The organism is Pseudomonas sp. Irchel s3h14 (assembly GCF_900187425.1).
Classification (GTDB): Bacteria; Pseudomonadota; Gammaproteobacteria; order Pseudomonadales; family Pseudomonadaceae; genus Aquipseudomonas.
On the sequence record NZ_FYDJ01000020.1, the window covers coordinates 55,400 to 79,928 of the forward strand.

Annotated in this window: 28 protein-coding genes; 19 read left to right on the top strand and 9 right to left on the bottom strand. The window is 58.0% G+C overall.

The window, feature by feature from the left end; translation table 11 throughout:
* Positions 1-57 precede the first annotated feature (57 nt).
* The 5 genes from atuD (at position 58) to CKW16_RS26205 (ending at position 5,062) form a co-directional block, all read left to right on the top strand.
* The gene (atuD, locus tag CKW16_RS26185) at positions 58-1,215 is read left to right on the top strand and encodes a citronellyl-CoA dehydrogenase (RefSeq protein ID WP_095131910.1); all 1,158 of its coding nucleotides are present in this window, start codon (positions 58-60) and stop codon (positions 1,213-1,215) included.
* The gene (locus CKW16_RS26190) at positions 1,212-2,009 is read left to right on the top strand and encodes an enoyl-CoA hydratase/isomerase family protein (protein WP_095131912.1); all 798 of its coding nucleotides are present in this window, start codon (positions 1,212-1,214) and stop codon (positions 2,007-2,009) included. The genes atuD and CKW16_RS26190 overlap by 4 nt, the downstream gene beginning before the upstream one ends.
* 123 nt (positions 2,010-2,132) lie before the next feature.
* Positions 2,133-4,094, top strand: coding sequence for an acetyl/propionyl/methylcrotonyl-CoA carboxylase subunit alpha (locus CKW16_RS26195; RefSeq protein WP_095131914.1), 1,962 nt, complete (start codon positions 2,133-2,135; stop codon positions 4,092-4,094).
* 71 nt (positions 4,095-4,165) lie between these two features.
* On the top strand, positions 4,166-4,708 hold the full coding sequence (locus CKW16_RS26200; protein ID WP_095131916.1) for an exonuclease domain-containing protein: 543 nt from the start codon (positions 4,166-4,168) through the stop codon (positions 4,706-4,708).
* Positions 4,709-4,777: 69 nt separating this feature from the next.
* A complete protein-coding gene (locus tag CKW16_RS26205) occupies positions 4,778-5,062 on the top strand; it encodes a pyrimidine/purine nucleoside phosphorylase (RefSeq protein WP_046049191.1) in 285 nt (94 codons plus the stop codon).
* Positions 5,063-5,132: 70 nt separating this feature from the next.
* Here the strand turns inward: CKW16_RS26205 and CKW16_RS26210 are convergent, their stop codons facing one another.
* A complete protein-coding gene (locus CKW16_RS26210; protein WP_095131918.1) occupies positions 5,133-5,939 on the bottom strand; it encodes an MOSC domain-containing protein in 807 nt (268 codons plus the stop codon).
* A 96-nt stretch (positions 5,940-6,035) separates the two neighbouring features.
* Positions 6,036-6,971, bottom strand: coding sequence for a chemotaxis protein CheV (locus CKW16_RS26215; protein WP_095131920.1), 936 nt, complete (start codon positions 6,969-6,971; stop codon positions 6,036-6,038).
* 462 nt (positions 6,972-7,433) lie between these two features.
* On the opposite strand from CKW16_RS26215, the gene CKW16_RS26220 reads away from it, so the two are divergent.
* From CKW16_RS26220 to CKW16_RS26230, 3 genes are all read left to right on the top strand, one after another.
* Positions 7,434-7,904 carry a hypothetical protein gene (locus tag CKW16_RS26220; RefSeq protein ID WP_095131922.1) on the top strand — a complete coding sequence of 157 codons (471 nt, stop codon included), beginning with the start codon at positions 7,434-7,436 and terminating at the stop codon, positions 7,902-7,904.
* Between the two features lie 342 nt (positions 7,905-8,246).
* Positions 8,247-9,140 carry a sensor histidine kinase gene (locus CKW16_RS26225; RefSeq protein WP_095131924.1) on the top strand — a complete coding sequence of 298 codons (894 nt, stop codon included), beginning with the start codon at positions 8,247-8,249 and terminating at the stop codon, positions 9,138-9,140.
* Complete coding sequence (locus tag CKW16_RS26230; RefSeq protein ID WP_095131926.1) at positions 9,137-9,796, top strand: response regulator transcription factor; 660 nt, start codon at positions 9,137-9,139, stop codon at positions 9,794-9,796. The genes CKW16_RS26225 and CKW16_RS26230 overlap by 4 nt, the downstream gene beginning before the upstream one ends.
* On the opposite strand, the gene yegS is transcribed toward CKW16_RS26230, so the two are convergent.
* Positions 9,780-10,697 (bottom strand): lipid kinase YegS, encoded by a 918-nt coding sequence (gene yegS, locus CKW16_RS26235; protein ID WP_095131928.1) that lies wholly within the window; start codon positions 10,695-10,697, stop codon positions 9,780-9,782. The genes CKW16_RS26230 and yegS overlap by 17 nt on opposite strands.
* Positions 10,698-10,926: 229 nt before the next feature.
* Here yegS and CKW16_RS26240 point away from each other — a divergent pair, with 229 nt between their 5' ends.
* Positions 10,927-11,241, top strand: coding sequence for a hypothetical protein (locus CKW16_RS26240; protein ID WP_095131929.1), 315 nt, complete (start codon positions 10,927-10,929; stop codon positions 11,239-11,241).
* Between the two features lie 60 nt (positions 11,242-11,301).
* Here CKW16_RS26240 and glp read toward each other — a convergent pair whose 3' ends face one another.
* Together glp and moaB are read right to left on the bottom strand one after the other, a co-directional pair.
* The gene (gene glp / locus CKW16_RS26245; protein WP_095131930.1) at positions 11,302-12,528 is read right to left on the bottom strand and encodes a gephyrin-like molybdotransferase Glp; all 1,227 of its coding nucleotides are present in this window, start codon (positions 12,526-12,528) and stop codon (positions 11,302-11,304) included.
* On the bottom strand, positions 12,512-13,051 hold the full coding sequence (gene moaB / locus CKW16_RS26250; RefSeq protein WP_046049182.1) for a molybdenum cofactor biosynthesis protein B: 540 nt from the start codon (positions 13,049-13,051) through the stop codon (positions 12,512-12,514). Before moaB ends, glp begins: the two co-directional genes overlap by 17 nt.
* Positions 13,052-13,132: 81 nt before the next feature.
* Here moaB and mobA point away from each other — a divergent pair, with 81 nt between their 5' ends.
* The gene (mobA, locus tag CKW16_RS26255; protein WP_095131931.1) at positions 13,133-13,735 is read left to right on the top strand and encodes a molybdenum cofactor guanylyltransferase MobA; all 603 of its coding nucleotides are present in this window, start codon (positions 13,133-13,135) and stop codon (positions 13,733-13,735) included.
* A 76-nt stretch (positions 13,736-13,811) separates the two neighbouring features.
* Positions 13,812-14,033 carry a YgdI/YgdR family lipoprotein gene (locus CKW16_RS26260; protein ID WP_008145885.1) on the top strand — a complete coding sequence of 74 codons (222 nt, stop codon included), beginning with the start codon at positions 13,812-13,814 and terminating at the stop codon, positions 14,031-14,033.
* An 88-nt stretch (positions 14,034-14,121) separates the two neighbouring features.
* Here CKW16_RS26260 and CKW16_RS26265 read toward each other — a convergent pair whose 3' ends face one another.
* From CKW16_RS26265 to CKW16_RS26275, 3 genes are all read right to left on the bottom strand, one after another.
* Positions 14,122-15,012: a pseudouridine synthase gene (locus CKW16_RS26265; protein WP_095131932.1), complete on the bottom strand. Its 891-nt coding sequence runs from the start codon at positions 15,010-15,012 to the stop codon at positions 14,122-14,124.
* Positions 15,013-15,083: 71 nt separating this feature from the next.
* Complete coding sequence (locus CKW16_RS26270) at positions 15,084-15,401, bottom strand: hypothetical protein (RefSeq protein ID WP_008145883.1); 318 nt, start codon at positions 15,399-15,401, stop codon at positions 15,084-15,086.
* Between the two features lie 168 nt (positions 15,402-15,569).
* The gene (locus CKW16_RS26275) at positions 15,570-15,806 is read right to left on the bottom strand and encodes a glutaredoxin family protein (protein WP_046049177.1); all 237 of its coding nucleotides are present in this window, start codon (positions 15,804-15,806) and stop codon (positions 15,570-15,572) included.
* A gap of 208 nt (positions 15,807-16,014) precedes the next feature.
* On the opposite strand from CKW16_RS26275, the gene CKW16_RS26280 reads away from it, so the two are divergent.
* Complete coding sequence (locus tag CKW16_RS26280; protein WP_095131934.1) at positions 16,015-17,727, top strand: monovalent cation:proton antiporter-2 (CPA2) family protein; 1,713 nt, start codon at positions 16,015-16,017, stop codon at positions 17,725-17,727.
* Here the strand turns inward: CKW16_RS26280 and CKW16_RS26285 are convergent.
* Entirely contained in the window at positions 17,724-18,932 is a 1,209-nt protein-coding gene (locus tag CKW16_RS26285; RefSeq protein ID WP_095131936.1) for an ammonium transporter, read from the bottom strand. The genes CKW16_RS26280 and CKW16_RS26285 overlap by 4 nt on opposite strands.
* Positions 18,933-19,238: 306 nt before the next feature.
* Here CKW16_RS26285 and CKW16_RS26290 point away from each other — a divergent pair, with 306 nt between their 5' ends.
* The 7 genes from CKW16_RS26290 to CKW16_RS26320 all read left to right on the top strand — a co-directional run bounded on the left by CKW16_RS26290 (position 19,239) and on the right by CKW16_RS26320 (position 24,525).
* Positions 19,239-19,553: a YqjD family protein gene (locus CKW16_RS26290; RefSeq protein ID WP_046049174.1), complete on the top strand. Its 315-nt coding sequence runs from the start codon at positions 19,239-19,241 to the stop codon at positions 19,551-19,553.
* A gap of 1 nt (position 19,554) precedes the next feature.
* Complete coding sequence (locus tag CKW16_RS26295; protein ID WP_095131938.1) at positions 19,555-19,944, top strand: phage holin family protein; 390 nt, start codon at positions 19,555-19,557, stop codon at positions 19,942-19,944.
* The gene (locus CKW16_RS26300; protein ID WP_095131940.1) at positions 19,941-20,282 is read left to right on the top strand and encodes a hypothetical protein; all 342 of its coding nucleotides are present in this window, start codon (positions 19,941-19,943) and stop codon (positions 20,280-20,282) included. Before CKW16_RS26295 ends, CKW16_RS26300 begins: the two co-directional genes overlap by 4 nt.
* Before the next feature lie 123 nt (positions 20,283-20,405).
* Positions 20,406-21,569, top strand: a complete 1,164-nt coding sequence (locus tag CKW16_RS26305) for an EAL domain-containing protein (protein WP_095131942.1) — start codon at positions 20,406-20,408, stop codon at positions 21,567-21,569.
* Between the two features lie 169 nt (positions 21,570-21,738).
* A complete protein-coding gene (locus tag CKW16_RS26310; protein ID WP_095131944.1) occupies positions 21,739-23,067 on the top strand; it encodes a deoxyguanosinetriphosphate triphosphohydrolase in 1,329 nt (442 codons plus the stop codon).
* Positions 23,068-23,250: 183 nt separating this feature from the next.
* Entirely contained in the window at positions 23,251-23,643 is a 393-nt protein-coding gene (locus CKW16_RS26315) for a response regulator (RefSeq protein ID WP_095131946.1), read from the top strand.
* A gap of 255 nt (positions 23,644-23,898) precedes the next feature.
* The gene (locus CKW16_RS26320) at positions 23,899-24,525 is read left to right on the top strand and encodes a response regulator transcription factor (RefSeq protein WP_046049241.1); all 627 of its coding nucleotides are present in this window, start codon (positions 23,899-23,901) and stop codon (positions 24,523-24,525) included.
* Positions 24,526-24,529: the final 4 nt, after the last annotated feature.

The following is a 24,529-nucleotide window of genomic DNA, read 5'->3' on the forward strand; positions in this document are numbered from 1 at the left end:
GCGTGGGAACGATCGGGAAGACACGGCAACGATCCGTTATTCAGGAGAACAATAAAAATGATCTTCACCCAGGAACACGAAGCACTGCGCCGCACCGTCCGCCAATTCGTCGATCACGAGATCAATCCTCACGTCGAGGCATGGGAAAAGGACGGGCGCTTTCCGATCCACGAGATCTTCCGCAAGGCCGGCGACCTCGGCCTGCTGGGGATTTCCAAACCGGAAAAGTTCGGCGGCATGGGGCTCGATTACAGCTATTCGATCGTCGCGGCTGAAGAGTTCGGCACCATCCACTGCGGCGGCATTCCGATGTCCATCGGCGTGCAGACCGACATGTGCACCCCGGCGCTGGCGCGTTTCGGCTCCGATGAACTGCGTGAAGAATTCCTGCGACCGGCGATCACTGGCGAGCAGGTCGGCTGCATCGGTGTTTCCGAAGTTGGCGCCGGTTCCGACGTGGCCGGTTTGAAAACCACCGCCCGCAAGGACGGCGACGACTACGTGATCAACGGCAGCAAGATGTGGATCACCAACTCGCCGAGCGCCGATTTCATCTGCCTGCTGGCCAACACCTCGGACGACAAACCGCACATCAACAAGTCACTGATCATGGTGCCGATGAACACGCCGGGCATCAGCCTCAGCTCGCACCTGGACAAGCTCGGCATGCGCAGTTCGGAAACCGCTCAGGTGTTTTTCGACAACGTGCGCGTGCCGCAACGCAACCGCATCGGCCATGAAGGCGCGGGGTTCATGATGCAGATGCTGCAGTTCCAGGAGGAACGGCTATTCGGCGCGGCGAACATGATCAAGGGCCTGGAGTACTGCATCGACAGCACCATCGAGTACTGCAAGGAACGTAAAACCTTCGGCAGTGCGCTGATCGACAATCAGGTCATCCACTTTCGACTGGCCGAACTGCAAACCGAAATCGAATGCCTGCGGGCGCTGGTCTATCAGGCTACCGAGCAATACATCAAAGGCCAGGACGTCACCCGTCTGGCGTCGATGGCCAAACTCAAGGCCGGGCGTCTGGGCCGGGAAGTCAGCGACAGCTGCCTGCAATACTGGGGCGGCATGGGCTTCATGTGGGACAACCCGGTCGCCCGCGCTTACCGTGACGTGCGGCTGGTGTCGATCGGCGGCGGTGCCGACGAAATCATGCTGGGGATCATCTGCAAACTCATGGGCATCCTGCCGGGGAAAAAGAAATGAGTACCCTGCCGGTTTGCCAGACCTTGCTGCTGGAATCGCACAACGGCGTTCTGCACATCACCCTCAACCGCCCGGAAAGCCGCAATGCCATGAGCCTGTTGATGGTCGCGGAACTGCGTGCCGTGCTGTTGGCCGTGCGCGATGACCGTGAGATTCGTGCCTTGGTGATCGGTGGTGCCGGCGGGCATTTTTGCGCCGGCGGCGACATCAAGGACATGGCCAACGCACGCGCTCAAGGCCCAAGCGCCTATCGCGACTTGAATCGCGCATTCGGTGCGCTGCTGCAAGAGGTGCAACACGCGCCGCAAGTGGTGATCACGGTGCTGCAAGGCGCGGTGCTCGGCGGTGGTTTTGGTCTGGCCTGCGTCAGCGACGTCGCCTTGGCCGATCATCAGGCGCAATTCGGTCTGCCGGAAACCAGCCTCGGTCTGCTGCCAGCGCAAATCGCGCCGTTTGTGGTGCAGCGCATCGGCCTGACTCAGACTCGCCGACTGGCGCTGACCGCGGCACGTTTCGATGGCACACACGCACGGCGCATCGGACTGGTGCATTTTGTCGAGCATGACGCGCAAGCATTGGCCGAGCGTCTCGATGAAATTCTGGCCCACGTGTTGTGCTGCGCGCCGGAGGCCAATGCGATGACCAAAAAGCTGTTGCTCGCGAGTGCCGGCCAGCCATCGAATGCGTTGCTGGATGAAGCAGCCGATTGGTTCAACGAGGCGGTGACCGGGGCTGAAGGTATTGAGGGGACCATGGCCTTCGTGCAGAAACGCAAACCGGGCTGGGCCCTTTAAAAGCTTCGTCGGAACGCCGCCCGGAGCAAGCCCGCTCCCACAGGGGAATGCATTTCAAATGTGGGAGCGGGCTTGCTCGCGAAGAGGCCATCACTTGCACCGCACAACTTGAGAGAAGACCCTATGCCCGGACTCAGAAAAATCCTGATCGCCAACCGCGGTGAAATCGCCTGCCGCATCCAGCGCACCGCCGAGGCCCTGGGCTATCGCACGGTCGCGGTGTTCAGCGATGCCGACGCCGATGCCCTGCATGTGCAGATGGCCGACGAAGCCGTGAACATCGGCCCGGCCCCGGTTCAGCAGTCCTATCTGAATATCCCGGCCATTCTCGACGCCGCCCGGCGCACGGGCGCTGACGCGATCCATCCGGGCTACGGCTTCCTCTCGGAAAATGCCGGCTTCGCCCGCGCCTGCCAGGATGCCGGCATCACCTTCATCGGCCCCAGCCCCGAAGCCATCGAACTGATGGGCAGCAAACGCCTGTCGAAACTCGCCATGCTCGATGCCGGTGTGCCGTGCATCAAGGGTTATCAGGGCAAAGAACAGGACGACGCAACCCTTAGCCGCGAAGCCGCACGCATCGGCTATCCACTGATGATCAAGGCCAGTGCCGGCGGTGGCGGACGTGGCATGCGCCTAGTGCACGAGGCCAACGATCTGTTGGAGCAACTGCGCACCGCCCGCTCCGAAGCGCTGCATGGGTTTGGCAGTGACGAACTGATTCTCGAGCAAGCGCTGATCGACCCGCGTCACGTCGAAGTCCAACTGTTCGGCGACCAGCACGGCAACCTGATCTACCTTGGCGAGCGCGACTGCTCGATCCAGCGTCGCCATCAAAAAGTCATCGAAGAAGCGCCCTGCCCGGTGATGACCGCCGAGTTGCGTCAGGCCATGGGCGAAGCGGCGCTCAAGGCGGGGCGCGCCGTGAATTACGTCGGCGCTGGCACTGTCGAGTTCCTGCTGGATGCGCGCGGGCAGTTTTATTTTCTGGAGATGAACACCCGACTCCAGGTGGAGCACCCGGTGACCGAATTGATCACCGGCCTCGATCTGGTGGCCTGGCAGTTGCACGTCGCCGAAGGACTGCCCCTGCCGTTGCGACAGGAGCAGGTTCAGCTCAGCGGCCATGCCATGGAAGTCCGTTTGTACGCCGAAGATCCGGCACACGATTTTCTCCCACAAACCGGCCGTATCACCGCGTGGGAGCCTACGTTGCAGCGCGGCGTGCGGATCGACCATGGCCTGATTGAAGGCCAGACAATCAGCCCGTTTTATGACCCGATGCTGGGCAAGATCATCGCCCACGGCGCCACCCGCGAAGAAGCCCGGCGTAAGTTGCTGCGGGCGGTGCAGGACAGTGTGCTGCTTGGCGTACAGAGCAATCAGCGCTTGCTCGCCAGCCTGCTCGAACACCCACAGTTCATCAGTGGCGAGTTCAGCACCGGGTTCATCCAGACTCACTTCACCGAGCATCCCTGCCTGCATACGTATGTGCCGAGCGCCGAAGAACTGGCCATCGCTGCTGCGCTGTTCTATCAAGCCTCGGCGCAGGTTCATCACGCGCCACTGGCCGGTTGGCGAAACAACGCCAGCGTGCCCTTGCACTATCGAATCGGCCTTGAGGATCAGGATTGGTCAGTGGAACTGAACGCTGTGTCGGGTGAACCGTATCGGATTCAAGTGGCCACAACGCCCTTTGAATTGAAGGTCATCCGGTGCGACGGACGCTGGGCCAGCCTGGAAATCAACGGTATCCGGCGACGTCATGCTTACCGTCTTGAGGCCGGGCAACTCTGGCTGTTCACCCGTCCCGGCAGTGTGCGGCTGATGGACCGGACGAAGGCCGTGGTCAACAGCCAGGCCAGCGTCAGCACCGGCACTCTCAAGGCTCCGATGGACGGGGCGATCGTCGATGTGCTGGTGACTGAGGGCAGCCCGGTCAGTAAAGGCCAATTGTTGGTGGTGCTGGAGGCCATGAAAATGGAGCATCCGCTCAAGTCAGGCATCGACGGCGTGCTCAAGCGCTTGCAGGTCAGGGTCGGTGACCAGGTGAAAAATCGTCAGATTTTGTTGGAGGTCGAATAAGCCGCTAGGCGGATCCGCCGGGTTTGGCTACGCTCAAGCCCTATCAGGACGCGGATACCAGGAACCCTGCGATGCCTCACTGGCTGGTCATTGATCTAGAAGCCACCACCGATGAGGGTGGTTGGCCAGTAACGGAAATGGAAATCATCGAAATCGGCGCCACCCTGGTGGACCGCAAGGGGCGCGAACTGGATGCTTTCCAGCGTTTCGTCCGGCCGCTGCGTCGGCCCTTGCTGACGCCGTTTTGCCGGCAACTGACCCGCATCACCCAGGCCAACATCGACGCCGCGCAGCCTCTGAGTGAGGTCTGGGCGTCGTTCGAACACTGGCTCGGCCAGCATCACTCGCGCCTCGAAGGCTGGGTCAGTTGGGGCGATTACGATCGCAAACAGTTGGTTCAGGAGTGGGAGCGTCTGCAACTCGACAGCGCCCTGAGCCGGGTGCCGCACATGAACCTCAAACAGCGCTTTGCCAAGGCTCGCCGGCTGGAACGCCCGCTGGGGCTCAACGGCGCGCTGCAACTGGCGGGCATGCAGTTCAGTGGCCAACAACATCGGGCGCTAGAAGATGCGCGCAATACCGCACGATTATTGCCACTGGTTCTTCCGACTTAGAGAGGTGACGCCGGCATGGGCCTTGTGCATACTGGCCAGCCCTTTTTAGCCCTTTTCGAGGAATCGCCCATGTTTAAAGTCAACGAGTACTTCGACGGCACCGTCAAGTCGATCGCCTTTGGCACCGCTGAAGGTCCTGCGACCCTCGGCGTCATGGCACCGGGCGAGTACGAATTCGGCACCAGCCAGCGTGAAATCATGCACGTGGTGTCCGGCGCCCTGACCGTCAAACTGCCGGACAGCAGCGACTGGGAAACCTTCGCCGCCGGCAGCCAGTTCAACGTACCCGCCAACAGCAAGTTCCAGCTGAAAGTGGCCGTCGACACCGCTTACCTGTGCGAATACCGCGGCTAAAACCCTGGGTTTCACAGCGACAAAAAAATGCCCGTGTCCTTGGACACGGGCATTTTTTATTCTGATTGTCTTATTCCAGAATCGTCACCGGCATGCCGACTTCAAGTTGACCATTGCTGTCGTTGACCAGGTTCTGTCCGAACATCGCACCATCGGCCTCGGCACGGTATTTTTGCAACGTGGCCAGAGGTTCGCGATCTTCGCTGCGCTCGCCGGTTTGCGGGTCGATGGTGGTCAGAATGCAGCGTGAACACGACTTGACCACGCGGAACTCGACATCGCCGATGCGGATACGCTTCCAGCCATCCTCGGCATACGCTTCGCTGCCCTCGATCACCAGATTCGGCCGAAAGCGCAGCATTTCCAGCGGGCGGCCGACTTTTTGCGACAAGTCCTCCAGGGAGGCCTGTCCGATCAGCAACAGCGGAAAACCATCGGCGAAGGCCACCTGATCATCGTCCTTGCCATAGCCGGCCTGGGTGGTCCGTGCACGATCAAGGGGCACTTGCACCAGGCGAGTCGGTTTGCCAATGAACTCACTGACCCAGGCACCCGCCTCGTCACCGGCATCCGGCACACGCAGCGTATCGCGCCAAATGGTCACGCCACGCAGTTCCGCGTCGCTGGCAGGCAAGGCGATATCGATCGGTGAGCGGCCCGGCGCACTGAGGGTCAAGCCCCCGTCGGCATTCCACAACGCCGACAGCTGACTCATCTGCGCCACCGCACGCTGGGTCAGAAAGCGCCCGCTGGCTTCGTCCACCAGCATCCAGCGTCGATCACCGTCCAGGCCCAGCTTGTCGAGGCTGGCCTGCTGCAGGATCTCGCCCTTGCCGGATTTCAACGGATAACGATACAGCGCGCTCAGACGCAACATGGCCAGCTCCCTGGTGGACAAAAACGCCACCCTATACGAGCTTGATCGCCGAATCAAAGCCTCTGTGGCGGGGCTTGCCCGCTTTACATGCCCATTTCAGGCCGGAACTGCGTCCAGCATCAGACGCTGGCGCACCACATCGATGAGTTTGTCCGGCTGGAATTTGGAGAGGAAGTTGTCGCAGCCGACCTTCTTCACCATCGAGTCGTTGAAGCTGCCGGACAACGAGGTATGCAGAACCACATAGAGGCCACGCAGACGTGGGTCATTGCGGATTTCCGTGGTGAGGCGATAGCCGTCCATTTCCGGCATTTCCGCGTCGGTGAAGACCATCAGCAGTTTGTCGGTCATGTTCACACCGGTATCGGCCCAGGCCTTGAGCATGTTCAGTGCCTTCAAGCCATCGGTGGCGATGTGCATCTTCACGCCCAACTGACCCAGGGTGTCACGCAATTGCGACAGGGCCACGTTCGAGTCGTCCACCAGCAGCACTTCACGGCCACGGGCACGTTCCAGAACCGGATCGTCGAGTTTGTCGCGCGAGACCTTGGCGTTGTACGGGACGATTTCCGCCAGGACTTTTTCGACGTCGATGATTTCCACCAACTGATCGTCGACCTTGCTGATGGCCGTCAGGTAATGCTGACGACCGGCACTGGCCGGCGGCGGCAGAATGGCTTCCCAGTTCATGTTGACGATACGGTCCACACCACCGACCAGGAACGCCTGCACCGAACGGTTGTACTCGGTGACGATGATCGTACTGGTCGGGCTTGGCACCAGCGGGCGCATGCCGATGGCCTGGGACAGGTCGATCACCGGCAGGGTCTGGCCACGCAGATTAACCACGCCGCAGACAAACGGATGACGCTGGGGCATCAGGGTCAGCTTCGGCAGTTGCAGCACTTCCTGCACTTTGAAGACGTTGATCGCGAACAATTGACGTCCGGCCAGCCGGAACATGAGAATTTCCAGGCGATTCTCACCCACCAGTTGCGTGCGTTGGTCTACCGTGTCGAGAATGCCGGCCATCAATGACTCCTGGGCTTGTTCTGATGAATTCACTAAAGGGGGTTATCGGCTGTTTTCGCCGGACCTTGACCCCCGTGTAAAATGCCATGACCAAGCATTGATGTCACATTAACATCATGCTTTACTGGCCAGGCGATTTCATCTGCCCCATTGCCTGCCGCGAGACCTTGTTTCGTTCGGTTGGTTCCCCCGTGTAAGGGATTCCCCTAGTAGCAATCAGGCCCAACCTGATATTCGCAATATCCAATAGCCATTAATGTGACGCCATTCTCATTGCATGAACGGAGTCAGGCTTTTGTGTGCGATCGCAGGTAAGTGGCCATCCACCCTATCGAGTTCCCCAACCTGCAACCAGACAGGCCGGTGCGCGATCTCACGACGGCATGGCAATGCGGGGACTCTGATCGTCCCCGTCGACACACACGACATTCCCGCATTTGACATGACGTTGTGGAGATAAACATGCCGAACGATCGTAAAGAATGGGCTCACCGGCTCCCTGAGTTTCTCGTCGAAGCTGAGACACTCCTGGTTAAAACCGAGGAATGCCTGAGTCATTTGCAACTGATCAGCAATGACAAGGATGCCATCGACTGCATGCTGAGCACCCTGCTCAAACTGGCCAACAAGGCTGATGCCCTCGCTCTGGCAGCCGTTTCGGAGTTTTCGTTGCACATCCATGGTTTGCTGAGCCATGCCCAGAATCACATGGATTTACACGACCAGGCCCTGAGTGCGCTGAAAGACTGTCTGACGTTGATCGCCTGGCAACTCGAGCTTATCGATCAGAAGACCGGCCAACTCAGCCTTGATGACAGCGAACAGACATCCCTGATCGAAGCCTTCGCCTTTCAGGTCGGACAAAGTCAGTTTCAGCCCCCCGCTAATTCCAAACCGTTCACACTCGTTTCCTTTGCAGGTCGGCAAGCCTGAATTATCGGGCCTCTATGCCGTGCTGCGAATTTTTATTGCCATGACTACCCCTCTAACTTTAGCGGGCCCATGTCGCAATTGAATATTCCATACCTGCTAACGACAACTCGAAACAAATAAACCATTCTTGCCATCCAACTTTTTCCATTATGGAACTGCTGTCCATAAACGCTTATTTCCTGACTCTGCAGACCTATATACCAAACGCGACCAACGGTATCTTAAGTGGTATTATGCCGCCCATTAGTTGACGTCAATTAATGGCAGAGTGACTCCAGACAGAGACCCGTCATCCACGATGCCCGGTCTTCCCGCAGCGAACATCCATTGGCTCCATCCGCTATGTACGCCAGCCTCAAGTCGATCACCCTAAAGCCACCCTCCCGAAAAAACGCGCGTCTGGTCATGCTTGTGTTGTGTACCTGCTCGGCGCTTGGCTGCCTGCTGATTTATAGCCAGTCCGCTCCCCTGCCGCTGAGTCTGCTGGTACTCAATATTGCGGCATTGACCTGCGTCTGGGTGCAGTATTGTCTTTCGCGCAAGTCGATAAAGTTTCAACCCCAGGAGTTGGCTGACCGGCTGTTGGAGGTTCAGGAAAACGAACGCCACCGACTCAGTCGGGAACTGCATGACGACATCGGCCAATTGCTGACCGCGGCAAAACTTCAAAGCGACTGGCTCAAACGCCGATTGCCCGAAGAACTTCAGGGCCAGTGTTCGGTACTCTGCGACACGCTGGAAGAAACCCTGGCCAAAGTGCGAGACGTATCGGCCATTCTCAATCCGAGGCAGCTGACCAGTCTCGGGCTGGAAGCCAGTCTGCGGGCGCATTTACTCAAGACGCTGACCAACACGCCGGTGCACTGGAGCCTGGAATGCCATCAGCGTTTGGCCGGTATACCGGAGGAAATGACGCTGGCCGCCTTTCGAATCACTCAGGAAGCGGTCACCAATATATTGCGCCATGCCGAAGCGAAAAATCTGTTGGTCCGCCTGCAACGTCAGCCTCAGGGCCTGACACTATTGATCAGTGACGATGGCCTGGGATTCGCACCTGCGACCGATCCAGGTCGTGAGGGGCAACGCGGAATGGCGGGGATGTCGGAACGGATAAATCAGTTGGGCGGCACACTGAGCGTGACCAGCGAGCCAGGCAAAGGCACTCAAATCGAAGCACTCTTCCCCTGGGCCCCTCGTGCGCTCGAACGGGCCAGTACGAATAAGGTTATGCGTTGACTTGTAACTTACTTCTGGTGGATGACCACTCGCTTATCAGGGCAGGCGTACGCGCTCTGGTGCTGGATATTCCCGGCTACGCGGTAATCGGTGAGGCCAATGACGGCTCGCAGTTGCTCGAGATGGTCGAGCAACTGTCCCCCGACATCATCCTGCTGGATATTTCCATGAAGGAAACCAGTGGCCTCGACGCCTTGCAGCGACTCAAGCGAGTACGCCCGCAGAGCAAGGTGCTGATCCTGTCGATGCACACTGATCCAGCACTCATCATGCAGGCATTGGAATCCGGTGCACATGGCTACCTGCTCAAGGACACCACGGCTACCGAGCTCGAACATGCCCTGGATGCCTTGCGTAACAACGAACGCTACCTGAGCCCGGCCATCGCCCACACCGTCATCAACCAGGCGCTGACCCGAACTCAGAGAAACCAGCCGGAACCTGCAGACTCGCACAACCTGACAGCGCGTCAGCTGGAAATCCTTCGGCTGATCGTTCGCGGAAAATCCACCCGGGAAATTGCCAATGGCCTGGGCCTCAGCATCAAGACCGTTGAAACCCACCGTTCGCAGATCATGAAGCGCTTGCAGATCTACGATGTGGCGGGCCTGGTGCTGTTCGCCGTTCGCGAGCAGATCATCAGCCTGGATGATTGATCAATTGCGATGACCCCAGCAGCGGCGAGTTTTCAGGTAAATGCACGCGCAGTGCCGCTGGACGTGTCGAGAAACGCAAGTTGTCACCTTCCAGAGGTTCGCCATCGAGGTTGATGTAGAGGCCCTCCGAGACCTTGATTTCTACCCACGGCAACCGGACTCGCACAAACATGTTGTCGATGCCGAAGCCATCCGCCAGCAGGGTTTTCAAGGTGCCGACGACTTCCTGCGGCGCAGGCAGAATACTGATGTCCAGCAGACCATCGTCAGCCAGCGCTTCTGGACACAACACATGTCCACCGCCGGCCTGCCGGCCATTGCCGATGCCCAATGCCAACAGCTCGCCACTCCACTGGAAATCAGGCCCCTGCAACTCGCCATAGGCTGCGTGCAATTCACTGAAGCGCGATAAACCGGTGAACAGGTAAGCCGCGCCCCCGAGGATTTTTTTCAAGTCCTCCGAGGTGTTTGCCGTGACCTGACTGCCAAAACCGCCCGTGGCCATATTCAGGAACACCTGCCCGTCGACCTCCCCCAGATCAATGGCGCTCGGCGCAGTGTCGAGAAGTTCCAGCGCCTGCGCGGGCTCCAGAGGCACGCCGGCGGCACGCGCAAAATCATTGGCGGTCCCCAAGGGCATCAGTACCAGACTGGCCTGCGTCGAATGCGCAGCCATGGCCTCGGCAATATCACGCAAGGTACCGTCACCGCCACCGGCGATGATCTGCGTGTAGCCTGCCGCCAGTGCTTCATCTACCAGACGCTGTGCGTCACCCGCTTCCCAGGTCACTCGAACGGCCAGCTCCCAACCCTGTTTGCGCTTGTCCGCAACGGCCGAACGAACCGCCTCGTTGAGCGCTTGCTTGCCATGCAGAATCAACAGCGCCTTGCGTTCGCTCATTAGTTGTCACTCCCATGATTGAATTCCGTATGGGAGATGTTGACCTCATCTCGCCACATAAAAGTCGCAAGAATTTGAATTATTTGAAGTCGAGCCGTATGGCGTCCTACAAGGCGGGACTTTTTCTTACAAGATGTGAGGAATCGGCTCAATTGACCGACCCATGCGATTGGTACACCTTGGCGCCTGCAGTTATCAAACATCAGCAGGAACTACACAGGGACGTGCCATGCAAAGCCAAGAGATCAGGTCACCGGTCATTCCGGTTGCACCGCTCGCAGAAAAACGCGCAAATCATCAAGCTGAATTCAAAAACAGCGCAAAGCCCATTGGAGAAGCTGCTATGGAATCTCGCGTCGTTGAATTGGAGACACACCTCAAATACATCCGACGAGACATGGATGAAGTCCGTAGTGACGTCAAATCCATAAAACACAGGCTTGCCTATTCGACTATGGGTACAGCCGTCGTCATCGGGGTTCTGGCCTGGATCGCCAATAGCCGTTTTGACCAGCTCGTGACACTCCTGGCTCACCAAGGGTAAGCCATGAACGCAAAACCCGGTTCGATCAACCGGGTTTGCGCAGTACGCCAGCGGCAGGAGTCAGCTCAGGACTTCGCTCAGCGGGATGAAGCTCACGTAGTCACCTTCGATCAGCGTGCGTTCCTCCAGCACCTCAACCAGACCATCAGCCCAGGCAGCGCTACGCAGTACACCAGAACTCTGATTCCTGTAGATAATTGCCCGGCCATTCTCCAGACGTCCGCGCAAGTACTCGCGTCGATTGCCTGCTTTTGGCCATGCAAACCCTGCAGGCACCTGAAACTTCAGGGGCTCAACCTCTTTTACACCCTGTCGGCGCAAGAGATAGGGCCTTGCCAACAAAGCAAAGGTCACCAGCGTTGAAGCCGGATTGCCAGGCAAACCAATCACAGGTACGCCGCGAAAATGCCCGAATGTCAGCGGTTTTCCGGGTTTGATAGCGAGTTTCCACAACGTCAACTCGCCCTCTTCACGCAAGGCAATGCCCAGAAAGTCAGCCTCTCCCACCGAGACACCACCGGTGGAAAGGATCAGATCGACATCTTTCAATTCACCCAGTTGAGTGCGGGTGGTCGCTAAATCATCCGGAAGAATTCCGGCATCGATCACCTCACAGCCCAAGCGCTGCAACCAACTGCACAGCAACACTCGATTGCTGTTGTAGATCTGTCCCGGCCCCAGAGCCTGACCCGGTTCAATCAGTTCATCCCCGGTGGACAGAACAGCAACGCGAACCTTGCGAATCACGTCCAGCTCTGCGCATCCCAGCGATGCAGCCACCCCCTGTTCGATCGGTCCGAGGCGCGTGCCGGCTGGCAGAATCAACTCACCGACAGTAGCTTCCTGGCCTTGAGGACGAATGTTTTGTCCTGGGGCCATGGTTTCGGTGAAACGTACTCGCTCATCCGCCTGGACCTCGGTGTTTTCCTGCATCTCGACGCAATCTGCACCTGCGGGAACTGGCGCACCGGTGAAGATTCGTGCACAGGTGCCAGGCTTCAAGGGTTCTGGAGCCTGACCGGCAAAAATCTTCTGGCTGACCACCAGTGGCTCTCCAGTCCAGTCGGCCACGCGCAAGGCATAACCGTCCATGGCACTGTTGGGCCAAGGTGGCAGATCAAGCGTCGAGACCAGATCATCGGCCAGCACCCGGCCCTGAACCTGCGCCAATGGCAAGCGTTCACACTCACGAATCGGTGAGGCTTCGGCCATTGCCAGCAAGCGTGCCAGTGCCACTTCGACAGCCATCAGACTGCCAGTCTTGCCTGGCTTACCCGCGGGATTCACAGGGTGCCGCCTGTTTGAGATGAGCGACGAAATTGCACGGACGGTGCCGTGAATCCAGTTGCTCGGCAAGAATGCCATCCCAACCGGTGCGCACGGCATTGGTCGAACCTGGCAAGCAGCAGACCAACGTGCCATTAGCCAGGCCGGCCAGGGCACGGGACTGAACAGTAGAGGTGCCAATATCCGCCACCGATATCTGCCTGAACAGCTCACCAAAACCGTCGACTTGTTTGTCCAGCAGGCAACTCACCGCTTCCGGAGTGCTGTCGCGTCCCGTGAAACCGGTGCCGCCAGTGATCAGCACCACCTGCACGACATCGTCGGCAATCCAGTTGGCGACTTGCGCGCGAATTTTGTAGAGATCATCTTTGAGCAGAACCCGGGCCGCCAGGTTATGGCCGGCAGCGCTCAATCCGTCGACGAAGACCTGGCCTGAGGTATCGGTTTCCAGGGTACGGGTATCGCTGACCGTCAGCACCGCGATGTTGAGCGGTGCGAAAGGTACATCAGCCTTGGCTTTCATAGGCTCATCCAGTTGTAGGAGAAACAGCCCGGTGTTATATCACAGCGCCTCATTTTTTCGCCGCCCCCATGGAGACCTGCCATGACCTCGAATACACATTTGCCGCCCTGCTCCATTCTGCTCCTGGCAGGTGGTCGTGGCCAACGCATGGGCGGTCAGGACAAAGGGCTGCTGGAATGGCACGGCGAGCCATTGATTGCCCACTTGCACCGCAAGACCCGTTCACTGAGTGATGACCTGATCATCTCCTGCAACAGAAACCTGGAAAAATACGCGCCCTACGCCGACCAGCTGGTTCATGACGATGAAGGCGACTTTCCTGGCCCCCTGGCCGGTATTCGCGCAGGCCTGAAGGCCGCCCGCCATACGCATCTGCTAGTACTGCCGTGTGACGTACCGCGCATCGACGCCGCACTACTCAACAGCATGCGCGACTCCGCCAACCAGCACCCGGACCAACCGCTGATGCTGCGCCATGGCGAACACTGGGAACCTCTGCTGTGCATTATCCCCGTGGCACTCTCGGCCGATTTCGACAGTGCCTGGAACGACGGTGAGCGCAGCCCGGGTCGCCTCATGCGCAAACTGGGCGCTACCGCCCTGCAATGTCCTGACAATGATCCTCGTCTGGCCAACCTCAACACACCAGAACTGTTAAGTGCCCACAACTCTGTGTCAGACTGACAGGAGAAGGAACTTGCACGCGCTGTACACGTCTCAAGCTCAGTAACCAAAAGAATTCATATTCGGAGACACACTCATGACTCAACGGACCCTCGCCACTTTCATGCTCGCACTGGGCCTCGCTACCCTCGCCGGTTGCGCATCGCCTACAGTGATCACCTTGAATGACGGTCGAGAAATCCAGGCTGTCGACGCGCCAAAGTACGATAAGGATTCGGGTTTCTACGAATTCGAACAACTGGATGGCAAGCAGACCCGCATCAACAAGGATCAGGTTCGTACCGTTAAGGAGCTGTAATTTTTGCGGTGACAACCGGATATGGAAAAGCCCGCTTTATGCGGGCTTTTTCGTGGCTGAAGATCAGCAGATTCGCTGAACTTCGTGATCACCACTGCAGGGTGATGGTGCTTTCGAATGCTCTTTCCTGGCCGGTGACCGGGTCCACAAACCGTAGCCCCTGAGCGAGCAGTTTCAAAGGATTGGCATAGTCATCCTCAACATCCTTGAGTACGTGCGGATAAAACGGGTCGTTGCAGATGCTGGCGCCCAAGGCTGTCATGTGCACCCGTAACTGATGCTTCTTGCCTGTCACCGGGTAAAGCGCATAACGCCAGAGGTCACCGTTCTTCTCCCTGACTTCGACAGCCGTCTCGGTATTGCTGACGCCCGGACCTTCCTGCATTCGGAAGAAAGGCTCACCATCGATGAGCCGACTCTTATGGACCAATGGAAAAGAGAGTTCAGGCAACGCTCGCGCAATTGCCTCGTAGCGCTTTTCGATCTGCCGCGTAGGAAACAACGATTGATAGGCAGAACGGCTCTGAGGGTTGGCGGAAAACAGCACTAGCCCCGCCGTATGCCGGTCAATGCGATGCAAAGGCACCAGATGCGGGTTATCGAGTCGACGGATCAGCCGTCGCAACAGGGTCTGCTCCACGTACTCACCTGCCGGAGTCACTGGCAGAAAATGCGGCTTGTCCGCCACGACCAGATGCTCATCCGCGTACAGAATCGACTCAACCACCGGGATCGACTTTTCGTCCGGCACCTCACGGAAATAATGAATCCGCAAGCCTTCCTTGTAAGGCAGATCAAGGGCGATCGGCATGCCGTGACCGTCGAGGACACGACCGCGAGCGATTCTGTCCAGCCATTGTTCACGACCGATGGCGCTGAAGTGTTCGCACAGACAATCGAGTACGGTCTGCCACGGACCAGGCGGCAAGTAGAGCGTGCTGGCCTGGTTGTGTGCAGCAGAAAAAGATGAAGTGGACATACGAAAGTTCTAACCCTCAATACAGGGTGGCATTATCCAACAGCGGCCGGAACGAACCTAGAAGAGAATCCTCAAGCCGGTATCTGCGTGCGCGCTGCTGCTTCGGTGAACTCCTTGAGCCAGCGCAGCACATCGACTGCCTCCCAGCGACCAGGATCATAAAGCGCATACAACAAGCCCTGATAGCCCACGACATCCAGCTGCCGGTGATAACCCGCGCGCTGGAACAAGGCTTCGATTTCGGCGAAACAGGTATTGAAATGCAGTTTATTGAAGGGAGTTTTTCCTTCTGTCACCAGGCCATCCAGACGCAATTCGAGGACAGCCTCGCGCACCACGTCTGCCGACATCCGGTTCACGCTGTTCTTCAATTGTTCGACATTGACCACGATTCATCCCTCTCACGCCCGGACCGCCTGCCCAAACCCGAAAACCAGGGGTACAAGGCAGGCATCACGAATAACTGTATGCGCATACAGTATCCGATCAGTACCGGTAAAGCCAAGGGGATCCATCGCAAAGTTCGACAGACGGAACATCGCCACCGCAACCACCGCTTAACGCAGGAACGCCACTACCTGATCGGCACTGAATGGCCAGCCCAGCTCAGCGCCAGTATCGACCCGCCGTAATATCGGAATACGCAGACTGTAAGCTTCGAACCATGTTTCGTCGTCCGCGATATCCACCAGTTCCACCAGCAGACCGCGCTCGACAAATTCCATCAGCATGGCTTCTGCCACTTCACAGAGATGACACCCAAGGGTGCCGAACAGCTGACATTCAGGAAGCATGAGCGCTCAACCGAAAAAATTAAGTCATCATTCTAGGCCTGCCCCGAAAAGCCGTCGAGCCATTGAATACTCTACCCTTGGGCCATAACGGCAACGGATCGCGGCAATACGCTGACGCACATCAGTCGCGTTCAATATCCTTTGCGCGATGCTCACGGACTATTTGCCTCTACGCTTGAATTGTCAGCGCTTACCACCGGAGTTTTTTGTGTTCGCCAACCTGTTGATCATCCTCGCCTCCTCCCTGGTGGTGATTGCACTGTTCCAGCGCCTGCGATTGCCACCGGTGTTGGGTTACCTGTGCGTGGGTCTGATCGTCGGGCCAACTGCATTCAACTGGGTGAATGAAAGCGAAGAGTTGCCGGACCTCGCTGAGCTGGGCGTGGTGTTTCTGCTGTTCTCCCTTGGTCTGGAGTTTTCCCTGTCGAAAATGCTCGTGTTGCGCCGAGTGGTGTTCGGGCTTGGCAGTCTGCAGGTGCTGTGTTCCGGGATGCTGCTAAGTGGTTTGCTGATGCTGCTCGGCGTGTCGATCACGCCCGCGCTGTTACTCGGCGCCGGCCTGTCGCTGTCTTCCACGGCCATTGTCAGTAAAGAGCTGAGCAGTCTCGGCGAGATTTTCAGCAGTCACGGCCAGAATGCCATTGCCGTGTTGCTGTTCCAGGACGTCGTGGCGGTATTGCTACTGACCCTGGTGCCCGTCTTCGCTGGCAGCAGCGATCAAGCCTGGTATTGGGCGCTTCCACTGACGCTGGGAAAAACCGTGGTGCTGTTCGTCGGTCTGCTGCTGGCCAGTCGCTGGTTGCTGCCGCGGCTGTTCCATGAAGTGGCGGCTGCCCGTTCCCCGGAACTGTTCGTGCTACTGGCGCTGGTCATTGTTCTGCTGACGGCGTGGCTGACGCACCTGCTCGGTCTCTCCCCTGCCCTGGGTGCGTTTCTCGCCGGCATGCTGCTGGGGGAAAGCCACTACCGGCATCAGATCGAGGCCGACATCCGCCCGTTCCGCGACATCCTGCTCGGGTTGTTCTTCGTCAGTATCGGCATGCTGATCGACTTGCAGTTGTTCGCCAGCCACGGCCTGCTGATTCTCGGCCTGACCCTGGGGTTGTTGCTGCTCAAGGGCAGCGTCGTTGCGCTGCTGGTCAAATGGCGTGGCAGCGATGGCGAAACCGCCTGGCGCAGCGGCCTGGCATTGGCCCAGGGCGGCGAGTTCTGCTTTGCGCTGATGGCACAGATGCAGCAGAACAAATTGATGCCCGCCGATTTTGGCGGCCTGCTGCTGGCGGCGACCTTCTGTTCGATGCTCGTCACGCCGTTGTTGCTGCGCGCCGCCCCCCACATCGCCACACGCCTGCATCGCAAACCCAACGAAGAAGCAAAACTTGAAGAAATCAGCGCACTCAACGCCGACTTGCATAACCATGTAGTGATCTGTGGCTATGGTCGCGTCGGTCAGTCAATCGGACGCGCGCTACGCAACGCGCAGCAATCCTATATCGCACTGGATAATGATCCGGTGCGTGTCCAGGAAGCCGCCGTGGGTGAAACCTGTGTGCATTATGGCGACTCACGTCGCGGTGAACTGCTGGTCGCGATAGGGCTGGAGCGCGCCAGGCTGCTGGTGATCGCCGTGGATCAGAGCGACATCGCTTTGCTGATCCTCAAGGAAGCGCGGCGACTCAACGCGACCGTGCCGATACTGGTGCGCACGCGCGACGACAGCCAACTGGCCGAGTTGAAGGCAGCCGGCGCCAGCGAAGTCGTGCCCGAACTGCTGGAGTCGAGCCTGATGCTCGCCTCCCACGCGCTGATCATGCTGGGATTACCCGCGTATCAGGTACAGGAGCGGGCCGACCAGATTCGGCACGACCGCTATCGTCTGCTGCACGGTTTCTATCCAGGCGCTGACGACGAAGAGACCTAGTCCTGACTGACGGCGCCGATCTTGTGCACCGACAAGTCCGCGCCGTAATACTCTTCTTCCTGACTCAGGCGCAGACCATGGAACGCTTTGATCGCGCCATACACGGCAAAACCGCCGGCCAGCGCCACGACCACCCCCAGTGCGGTGCCGATAAACTGGCTGATCAGACTCACGCCGCCCAGCCCACCCAACGCGCTCTGGCCGAAGATGCCGCAGGCGATCCCACCCCAGACGCCACACAAACCATGCAACGGCCAAACCCCCAGCACATCGTCGATGCGCCATTTGACTTGAGCTGCGGTGAAGCACCAGACAAACAGTGCGCCAGCAATAACGCCCGTGATCAGCGCACCCACCGGATGCATCAGATCGGAACCGGCACAGATCGCCACCAGTCCGGCCAGCGGGCCGTTATGCAGAAAGCCCGGGTCATTGCGCCCGACGATCAGCGCCGCCACGGTACCGCCGACCATGGCCATCAACGAGTTCACCGCCACCAGTCCGCTGACACCTTGCAGGGTTTGCGCGCTCATCACGTTGAAACCAAACCAGCCAACGATCAGGATCCACGACCCCAGCGCCAAAAAGGGAATGCTCGAGGGCGCGAACGCCACCAGTCGCCCTTCGCGATAACGACCATTGCGCGGTCCGAGCAACAACACCGCCGCCAGGGCCAGCCAACCGCCCATGGCGTGAACCACTACCGAGCCGGCGAAATCATGGAAGCTGGCACCAAAGCGCTCCAGCAACCAGGCTTGCAGGCCAAAGTTGCCGTTCCAGATCATGCCCTCGAAGAACGGATAGATGAACGCCACGATCAGTGCTGTTGCACACAACTGCGGGACGAAGCGCGCACGCTCGGCGATGCCTCCGGAAATGATCGCGGGTATCGCTGCAGCAAACGTCAGCAGGAAGAAAAACTTCACCAGCCCATAGCCATGATCCGCATTGATCACAGCCGCCGGTTGCATGAAGGTCACCCCATAGGAAATCCAATAGCCTATAAAGAAGTAGGCCAGGGTCGAAATGGCGAAATCGCTGAGGATCTTCGACAAGGCATTGACCTGATTCTTTTGTCGAACCGTGCCGACTTCAAGAAAGGCGAAACCGGCGTGCATCGCCAGCACCATGACCGCGCCGATCAGAATGAACAACGTATTGGAGCTATGGACCAGACTGTCCACAGCGCTTTGCAGATTTTCCATGGGGTTGGCAGACCTGAAGGCTAAAAAAGCACCAAAGCAGTTCGCGCAGACAATTCATGCACCAAGTTGCGACTTGCCAGGATCAGCAGATTGATCCCGATGAGCCACTTTGGCGCACAAGGTTGGAACCTTTGCGCGAGTTTTCATTATTTGAGATAAGGTTTTGCTCGAATCCTGCCCAGCAACAGCGCAACGGCGCAGGCAGACGCACCACGACATAGCAAAAGTTGTACCAGTCATTTGTACTGAACCTTCGCGCAAGGCTCATACTCGAACGTTTCAGAAGCCACTTACGGAGATCCACCCATGGCCAGCATCAAGGCAAAGACTGCTCAAGAAATCCTGATGAACGATTTTCAGACTCTGGTCAGCGACACCGAACGGTTGCTGGAACACACCGCAACGCTGGCCGGCGATCAGGCTGATGAGTTGCGCGAGCAAATCCACGACAGTCTGCTGCGTGCGCGCGAAACCTTGAAACTGACCGAAGACTCCCTGCGCGAACGCAGCAAGGCCGCCGTTACCGCCACCGAAGACTATGTCCAGGCCAACCCATGGCAGTCGGTCGGGATCGCAGCCGGCGTGGGTTTCCTGCTTGGCTTGCTGGCCACTCGGCGCTGATATGGCGATCGGCGAATCCGGCTCGTCCGCGACGGGCCCAAGCTCCTCACCGCGGCGCCTGGGTGCCGCTTTTCTTGGACTGCTGCACAGCCATGTCGAACTGTTCGGCATCGAATTGCAGGAACAAAAAGCCCGCACGGTAAGCCTGTTGCTATTCGCAGGCCTGGCGCTGGTTTTTGCCTTGCTGTTGCTGGTGGGGTTGTCGACGCTGGTGTTGATCCTGTTTTGGGACACCTATCGCCTGGCCGCCATCATCGGGCTCTGTGTTTTCTACACACTTGCGGCCATTTTCTGTGCGATGCGCTTGAGAGCGGCGATTTACGATGAGTCCTCACCCTTCCACGGCACCCTGGAAGAGTTGGCCAATGATCGGGAGCGTCTGCTGCCATGAACCTGCCTGAACTGCCTCACAACAGCTCGCGCACTGAAATGCGCAAGGCGCTGATTCGCCTGCGCATGGAAATGCATCGCCAGGAAATCCGCCATGAATCCGCGCAACTGCTGCAACCCTTGCAACGCGTGCGCGGGATGACGCAAAACCTGCAGGATGGCTTCGGCATCAAGCACGCTCCACTCTGGGGCGTGGCTGCCGTTACCTTGCTGGGCTTTCTGACGGGTAAGGGCGCCAAGAGCGGTGGCGTCAGCAGCCTGACTCGACTGGTTCGTCTAGGCGCCACGTTGGGGCCATTGATCAAGCTGGTCATGCAAGGCTCTTCGCGTCACCACTAAGGCCGTTATCTGGCTGCATTCTTGCAACATCGGGATTGGACCTCTTTATCGAGGGGTTCAATCCTGCCTGCCTACCCGGTGAACAGGTTTTATCCAATAACAAGACCTGACCAAGGAGGCCTCGTGATCGACGGGCAACCGCTCGCCTGCTTTCAACCCTTCATTGATACCGCCACCGGCCGTATCGCTGGCGTCGAGGCACTGGGAAGATTGCGCCAGGCCGACGGTCAACTGGCCTCGGTGGGGCCGCTGTTCGCCGACCCGCGAACGCCCGCCATCGCGCTCCGTCGTCTGGACCGCCAGATCCGCGATAACGCGCTGAGCCGCCTGCATGAAGCGCCCTCGGACTGGTTTCTGAGCCTGAACATATCGCCACGCTGGATCAACCGCTTGCGGCAGGGCCAAGCTCTACCAAGCCTCAAGCAATTGAGCAGGCACAACGTCGATCCACAACGCATTGTCTTCGAGATCACCGAATTGGGAGGCGATATTCAGCGCCTGGCCGACGTCGTGGCGCGCTACCGACAGGCCGGTGCGAGGATCGCCATCGATGATTTTGGTGCCGGCTACTCTCAGCTTGATCGCGTACTCGCGCTGCAACCGGACATTCTCAAACTCGACATGCGCTTGTTCCAGGCCGCGGCGTTAGGTGGGCCGAGCAGCGACGTGGTCAAGGCCCTGGCGCAAATGGCGGAGAAAACCGGTTGCTGGATCATCGCCGAAGGGGTGGAAACCGAGGCTCAACTGAGTTTTGCCCTGGAGTGTGGTTCGCGCTACGTTCAGGGTTTTCTGTTCGCCCGGGCACAAACCGGTTTTTTTGCCACGGACGCCTTTGTCGAGCGCTTCGCGCAACTGCGTCAGCGCTATGTTCAGCAGAAGCTGGCTGAGCGCGGTCGCCTGATGATCATGCGCCAGCAACTCAGCGAGCTGATGACCATCCTGCAAGCATGGGCTCAAGCCCGAGCCCCACTCAGCGCCTTGCCACAACTGGATGCATTTCCCTGGCTGCTGCGCTTCTACCAATGCGACCGCCACGGCACGCAGCTGACGCCCAACCTTGAATGGCGCAACAACGGTTGGGAGGCCGACAATCGCTACCTGGGCCACAACTGGTCATGGCGCCCCTACTTCTATCACCTGCTGGCAGAGGGTTGGGATGAACGAAGACTGACGCTCTCCAATACTTACCGCGACGCCACCAGCAACCAGTATTGCCTCACCGCCGGGCAATTTTTCGACAACGGCGAGCGACTGCTGCTCATCGATATCGACGCCGCCGGGCTGTAGGAGCCGAGCTTGCTCGCGATGACGGCAGTTCATTCGATATTGCAACGCCTGATACACCGCCATCGCCGGCAAGCCGTGCTCCTACAGGTGTGTGCGTGCTTTTCGCTTGCAGGTCCGGACGCGAACCCGGAAGCTTAAGCGATCAAACACCTGACGGAGAGAACCCGCCTTGGATTGGCAAACCCTGCTTACCCGCGAACGCCTCGGAAAGCCTCTGCACAGCCCGGAAGAACTCGGCCGCAGCCCTTTTCACAAAGACCACGACCGGATCATTTTCTCGGGCGCGTTTCGCCGCCTCGGGCGCAAGACCCAGGTCCATCCGGTCACCAGCAACGATCATATCCACACGCGCCTGACCCACTCGCTGGAAGTCAGCTGCGTTGGCCGTTCGCTGGGCATGCGCGTTGGCGAAACCATCCGCAGCGCCCTGCCTGACTGGTGCGAGCCCAGCGACCTGGGCATGGTGGTGCAATCGGCTTGCCTGGCCCATGACATTGGCAATCCGCCCTTCGGCCATTCCGGCGAAGACGCGATTCGCCACTGGTTCCAGCAGGCCGCCGGCCGTGGCTGGCTGGATGCAATGAGCGAAGTCGAACGTAATGACTTCCTCAATTTCGAAGGCAATGCCCAAGGCTTCCGGGTACTCACCCAGCTGGAGTATCACCAGTTCGACGGCGGCACCCGGCTGACCTACGCCACACTGGGTACTTATCTGAAGTACCCATGGACGGCAAAACACGCGGATTCACTGGGCTACAAGAAACACAAGTTCGGCTGCTATCAGAGCGAATTGCCGCTACTGGAACAAATCGCCCATAAACTCGGCCTGCCGCAACTCGAGGAACAGCGTTGGGCTCGCCATCCGCTGGTGTATCTGATGGAGGCTGCCGATGACATCTGCTACGCGCTGATCGATCTGGAAGACGGTCTGGAAATGGAGTTGCTGGAGTACGCCGAAGTCGAGTCCCTGTTGCTGGACCTTGTGGGTGACGATCTGCCGGAAACCTATCGCCAGCTTGGTCCACTGGATTCGCGCCGGCGCAAACTGGCGATCCTGCGAGGCAAAGCCATTGAACACCTGACCAACGCCGCAGCACGGGCCTTTGTCGAACAACAGGACGCGTTGCTGGCCGGCACGCTGCCCGGTGATCTGGTGGAGCACATGCACGGCCCTGCCAAGCGTTGCGTCCTGAATGCGAAGGACATGGCGCGGAAAAAAATCTTCCAGGACAAGCGCAAGACCCTGCATGAAATCGGCGCCTACACCACGCTGGAAATCCTGCTCAACGCCTTCTGCGGCGCGGCACTGGAACAGCACAACGGTCGAACGCCGTCTTTCAAGAGTCGCCGGGTCCTCGACCTGTTGGCTAACAATGCGCCCGATCCTCACGGCCCATTGCACGCCTCGTTTCTACGGATGATTGATTTCATCGCCGGCATGACCGACAGCTATGCCAGCGAAATGGCGCTGGAGATGACCGGTCGTTCGAGCCACTGATCAGATCTGGGTGATCAGCCATTACGCCGCCTGCAATGGTTGATTTGCCTCTCAAACCCCAAGTGCACTCAACATTCGCCGAATCCCCCTACAACATGCGCTGAGCTAACTGATCGATTATTCGGTAACCTCGCGAAATAATCTCGCTTCCTTCAGCTCGACAGAAGAAGCGTGAATACTCCTATGTTCAAAGACGATCTGCGCATCTTGCTGGTGGAAGATCATCCCTTCCAACTCCGTGCGACTCAATATCTGCTTGAGAGTTACGGTTTCACCCAACTGACCACCACCGACAGTGCCGATGGCGCCTTGCAACAAATGCTCAAGGCTGTGCAACCGTTTGATATTCTTTTGTGCGATCAATGTCTGCCCGACCTCTGCGGGCTTGATCTGGTCGAATTCGCCAGCCACCGGGGAATGATTAGACAGGCAATACTGTTAAGCAGCCTGACATCCGCCGAACTGGATGAACTTGAAAAAAAGGCCAACGAACACGGACTGCCATTATTGGGATACTTGATCAAACCACTGAAACAATCCGAATTTAGAAACTTATTGACCTTGGCCTCATTGTAAAAAACCGCATAACAAACGCACTAAAAATTCAGCCCGAACACAACTAAAAACTTACAATTAAATACTTACAACCTCTCGACTAACTATCAACAACCTTTACCCTTCTTCATAAAAAACCTAGTTGATACGTAGTCCCATTCTTCTTCAGCTGTAGGATTATTCCTATATTGCCGCTGCAGGTCCGTCAGCTCATGCGTCGCCTCAACTATCTGAGCTAAGGTGCGCGCTTTATTAGAGCGCGTATGGGATTTGATTATGAACTCCGTTTTTATTGTCGACGATCACCCGGTTATCCGCCTTGCCGTCAGAATGTTGCTTGAACATGAAGGTTACAAAGTCGTCGGCGAAACTGATAATGGGGTCGACGCCATGCAGATGGTTCGCGAATGCATGCCTGATCTGGTCATTCTCGACATCAGCATTCCAAAACTGGATGGACTGGAGGTTCTCGCCCGTTTCAACGCAATGAGTACCCGCCTGAAAACATTGGTATTAACAGCACAGTGCCCAACACTTTTTGGTATTCGCTGCATGCAATCCGGCGCATCGGGGTATGTGTGCAAACAGGAAGACCTGAGTGAACTGGTCAGTGCTATAAAAGCCGTATTGTCAGGTTACAACTATTTCCCAAGCCAGGCATTGAATCCTGTTCGCTGTGATGACGCGCGTTTCGCCGACCTGGAACTGTTCAAGTCAGTCAATGACCGGGAACTGATGGTATTGCAACTCTTTGCCCAAGGACGCACCAACAAGGAAATCGCCAAAGGCATGTTTCTGAGCAACAAGACTGTCAGTACTTATAAAAAACGCCTCATGCAAAAACTCAAAGCCAAATCCCTTGTTGAACTCATCGATATGGCAAAACGTAACGCGTTAGTGTGAGGAA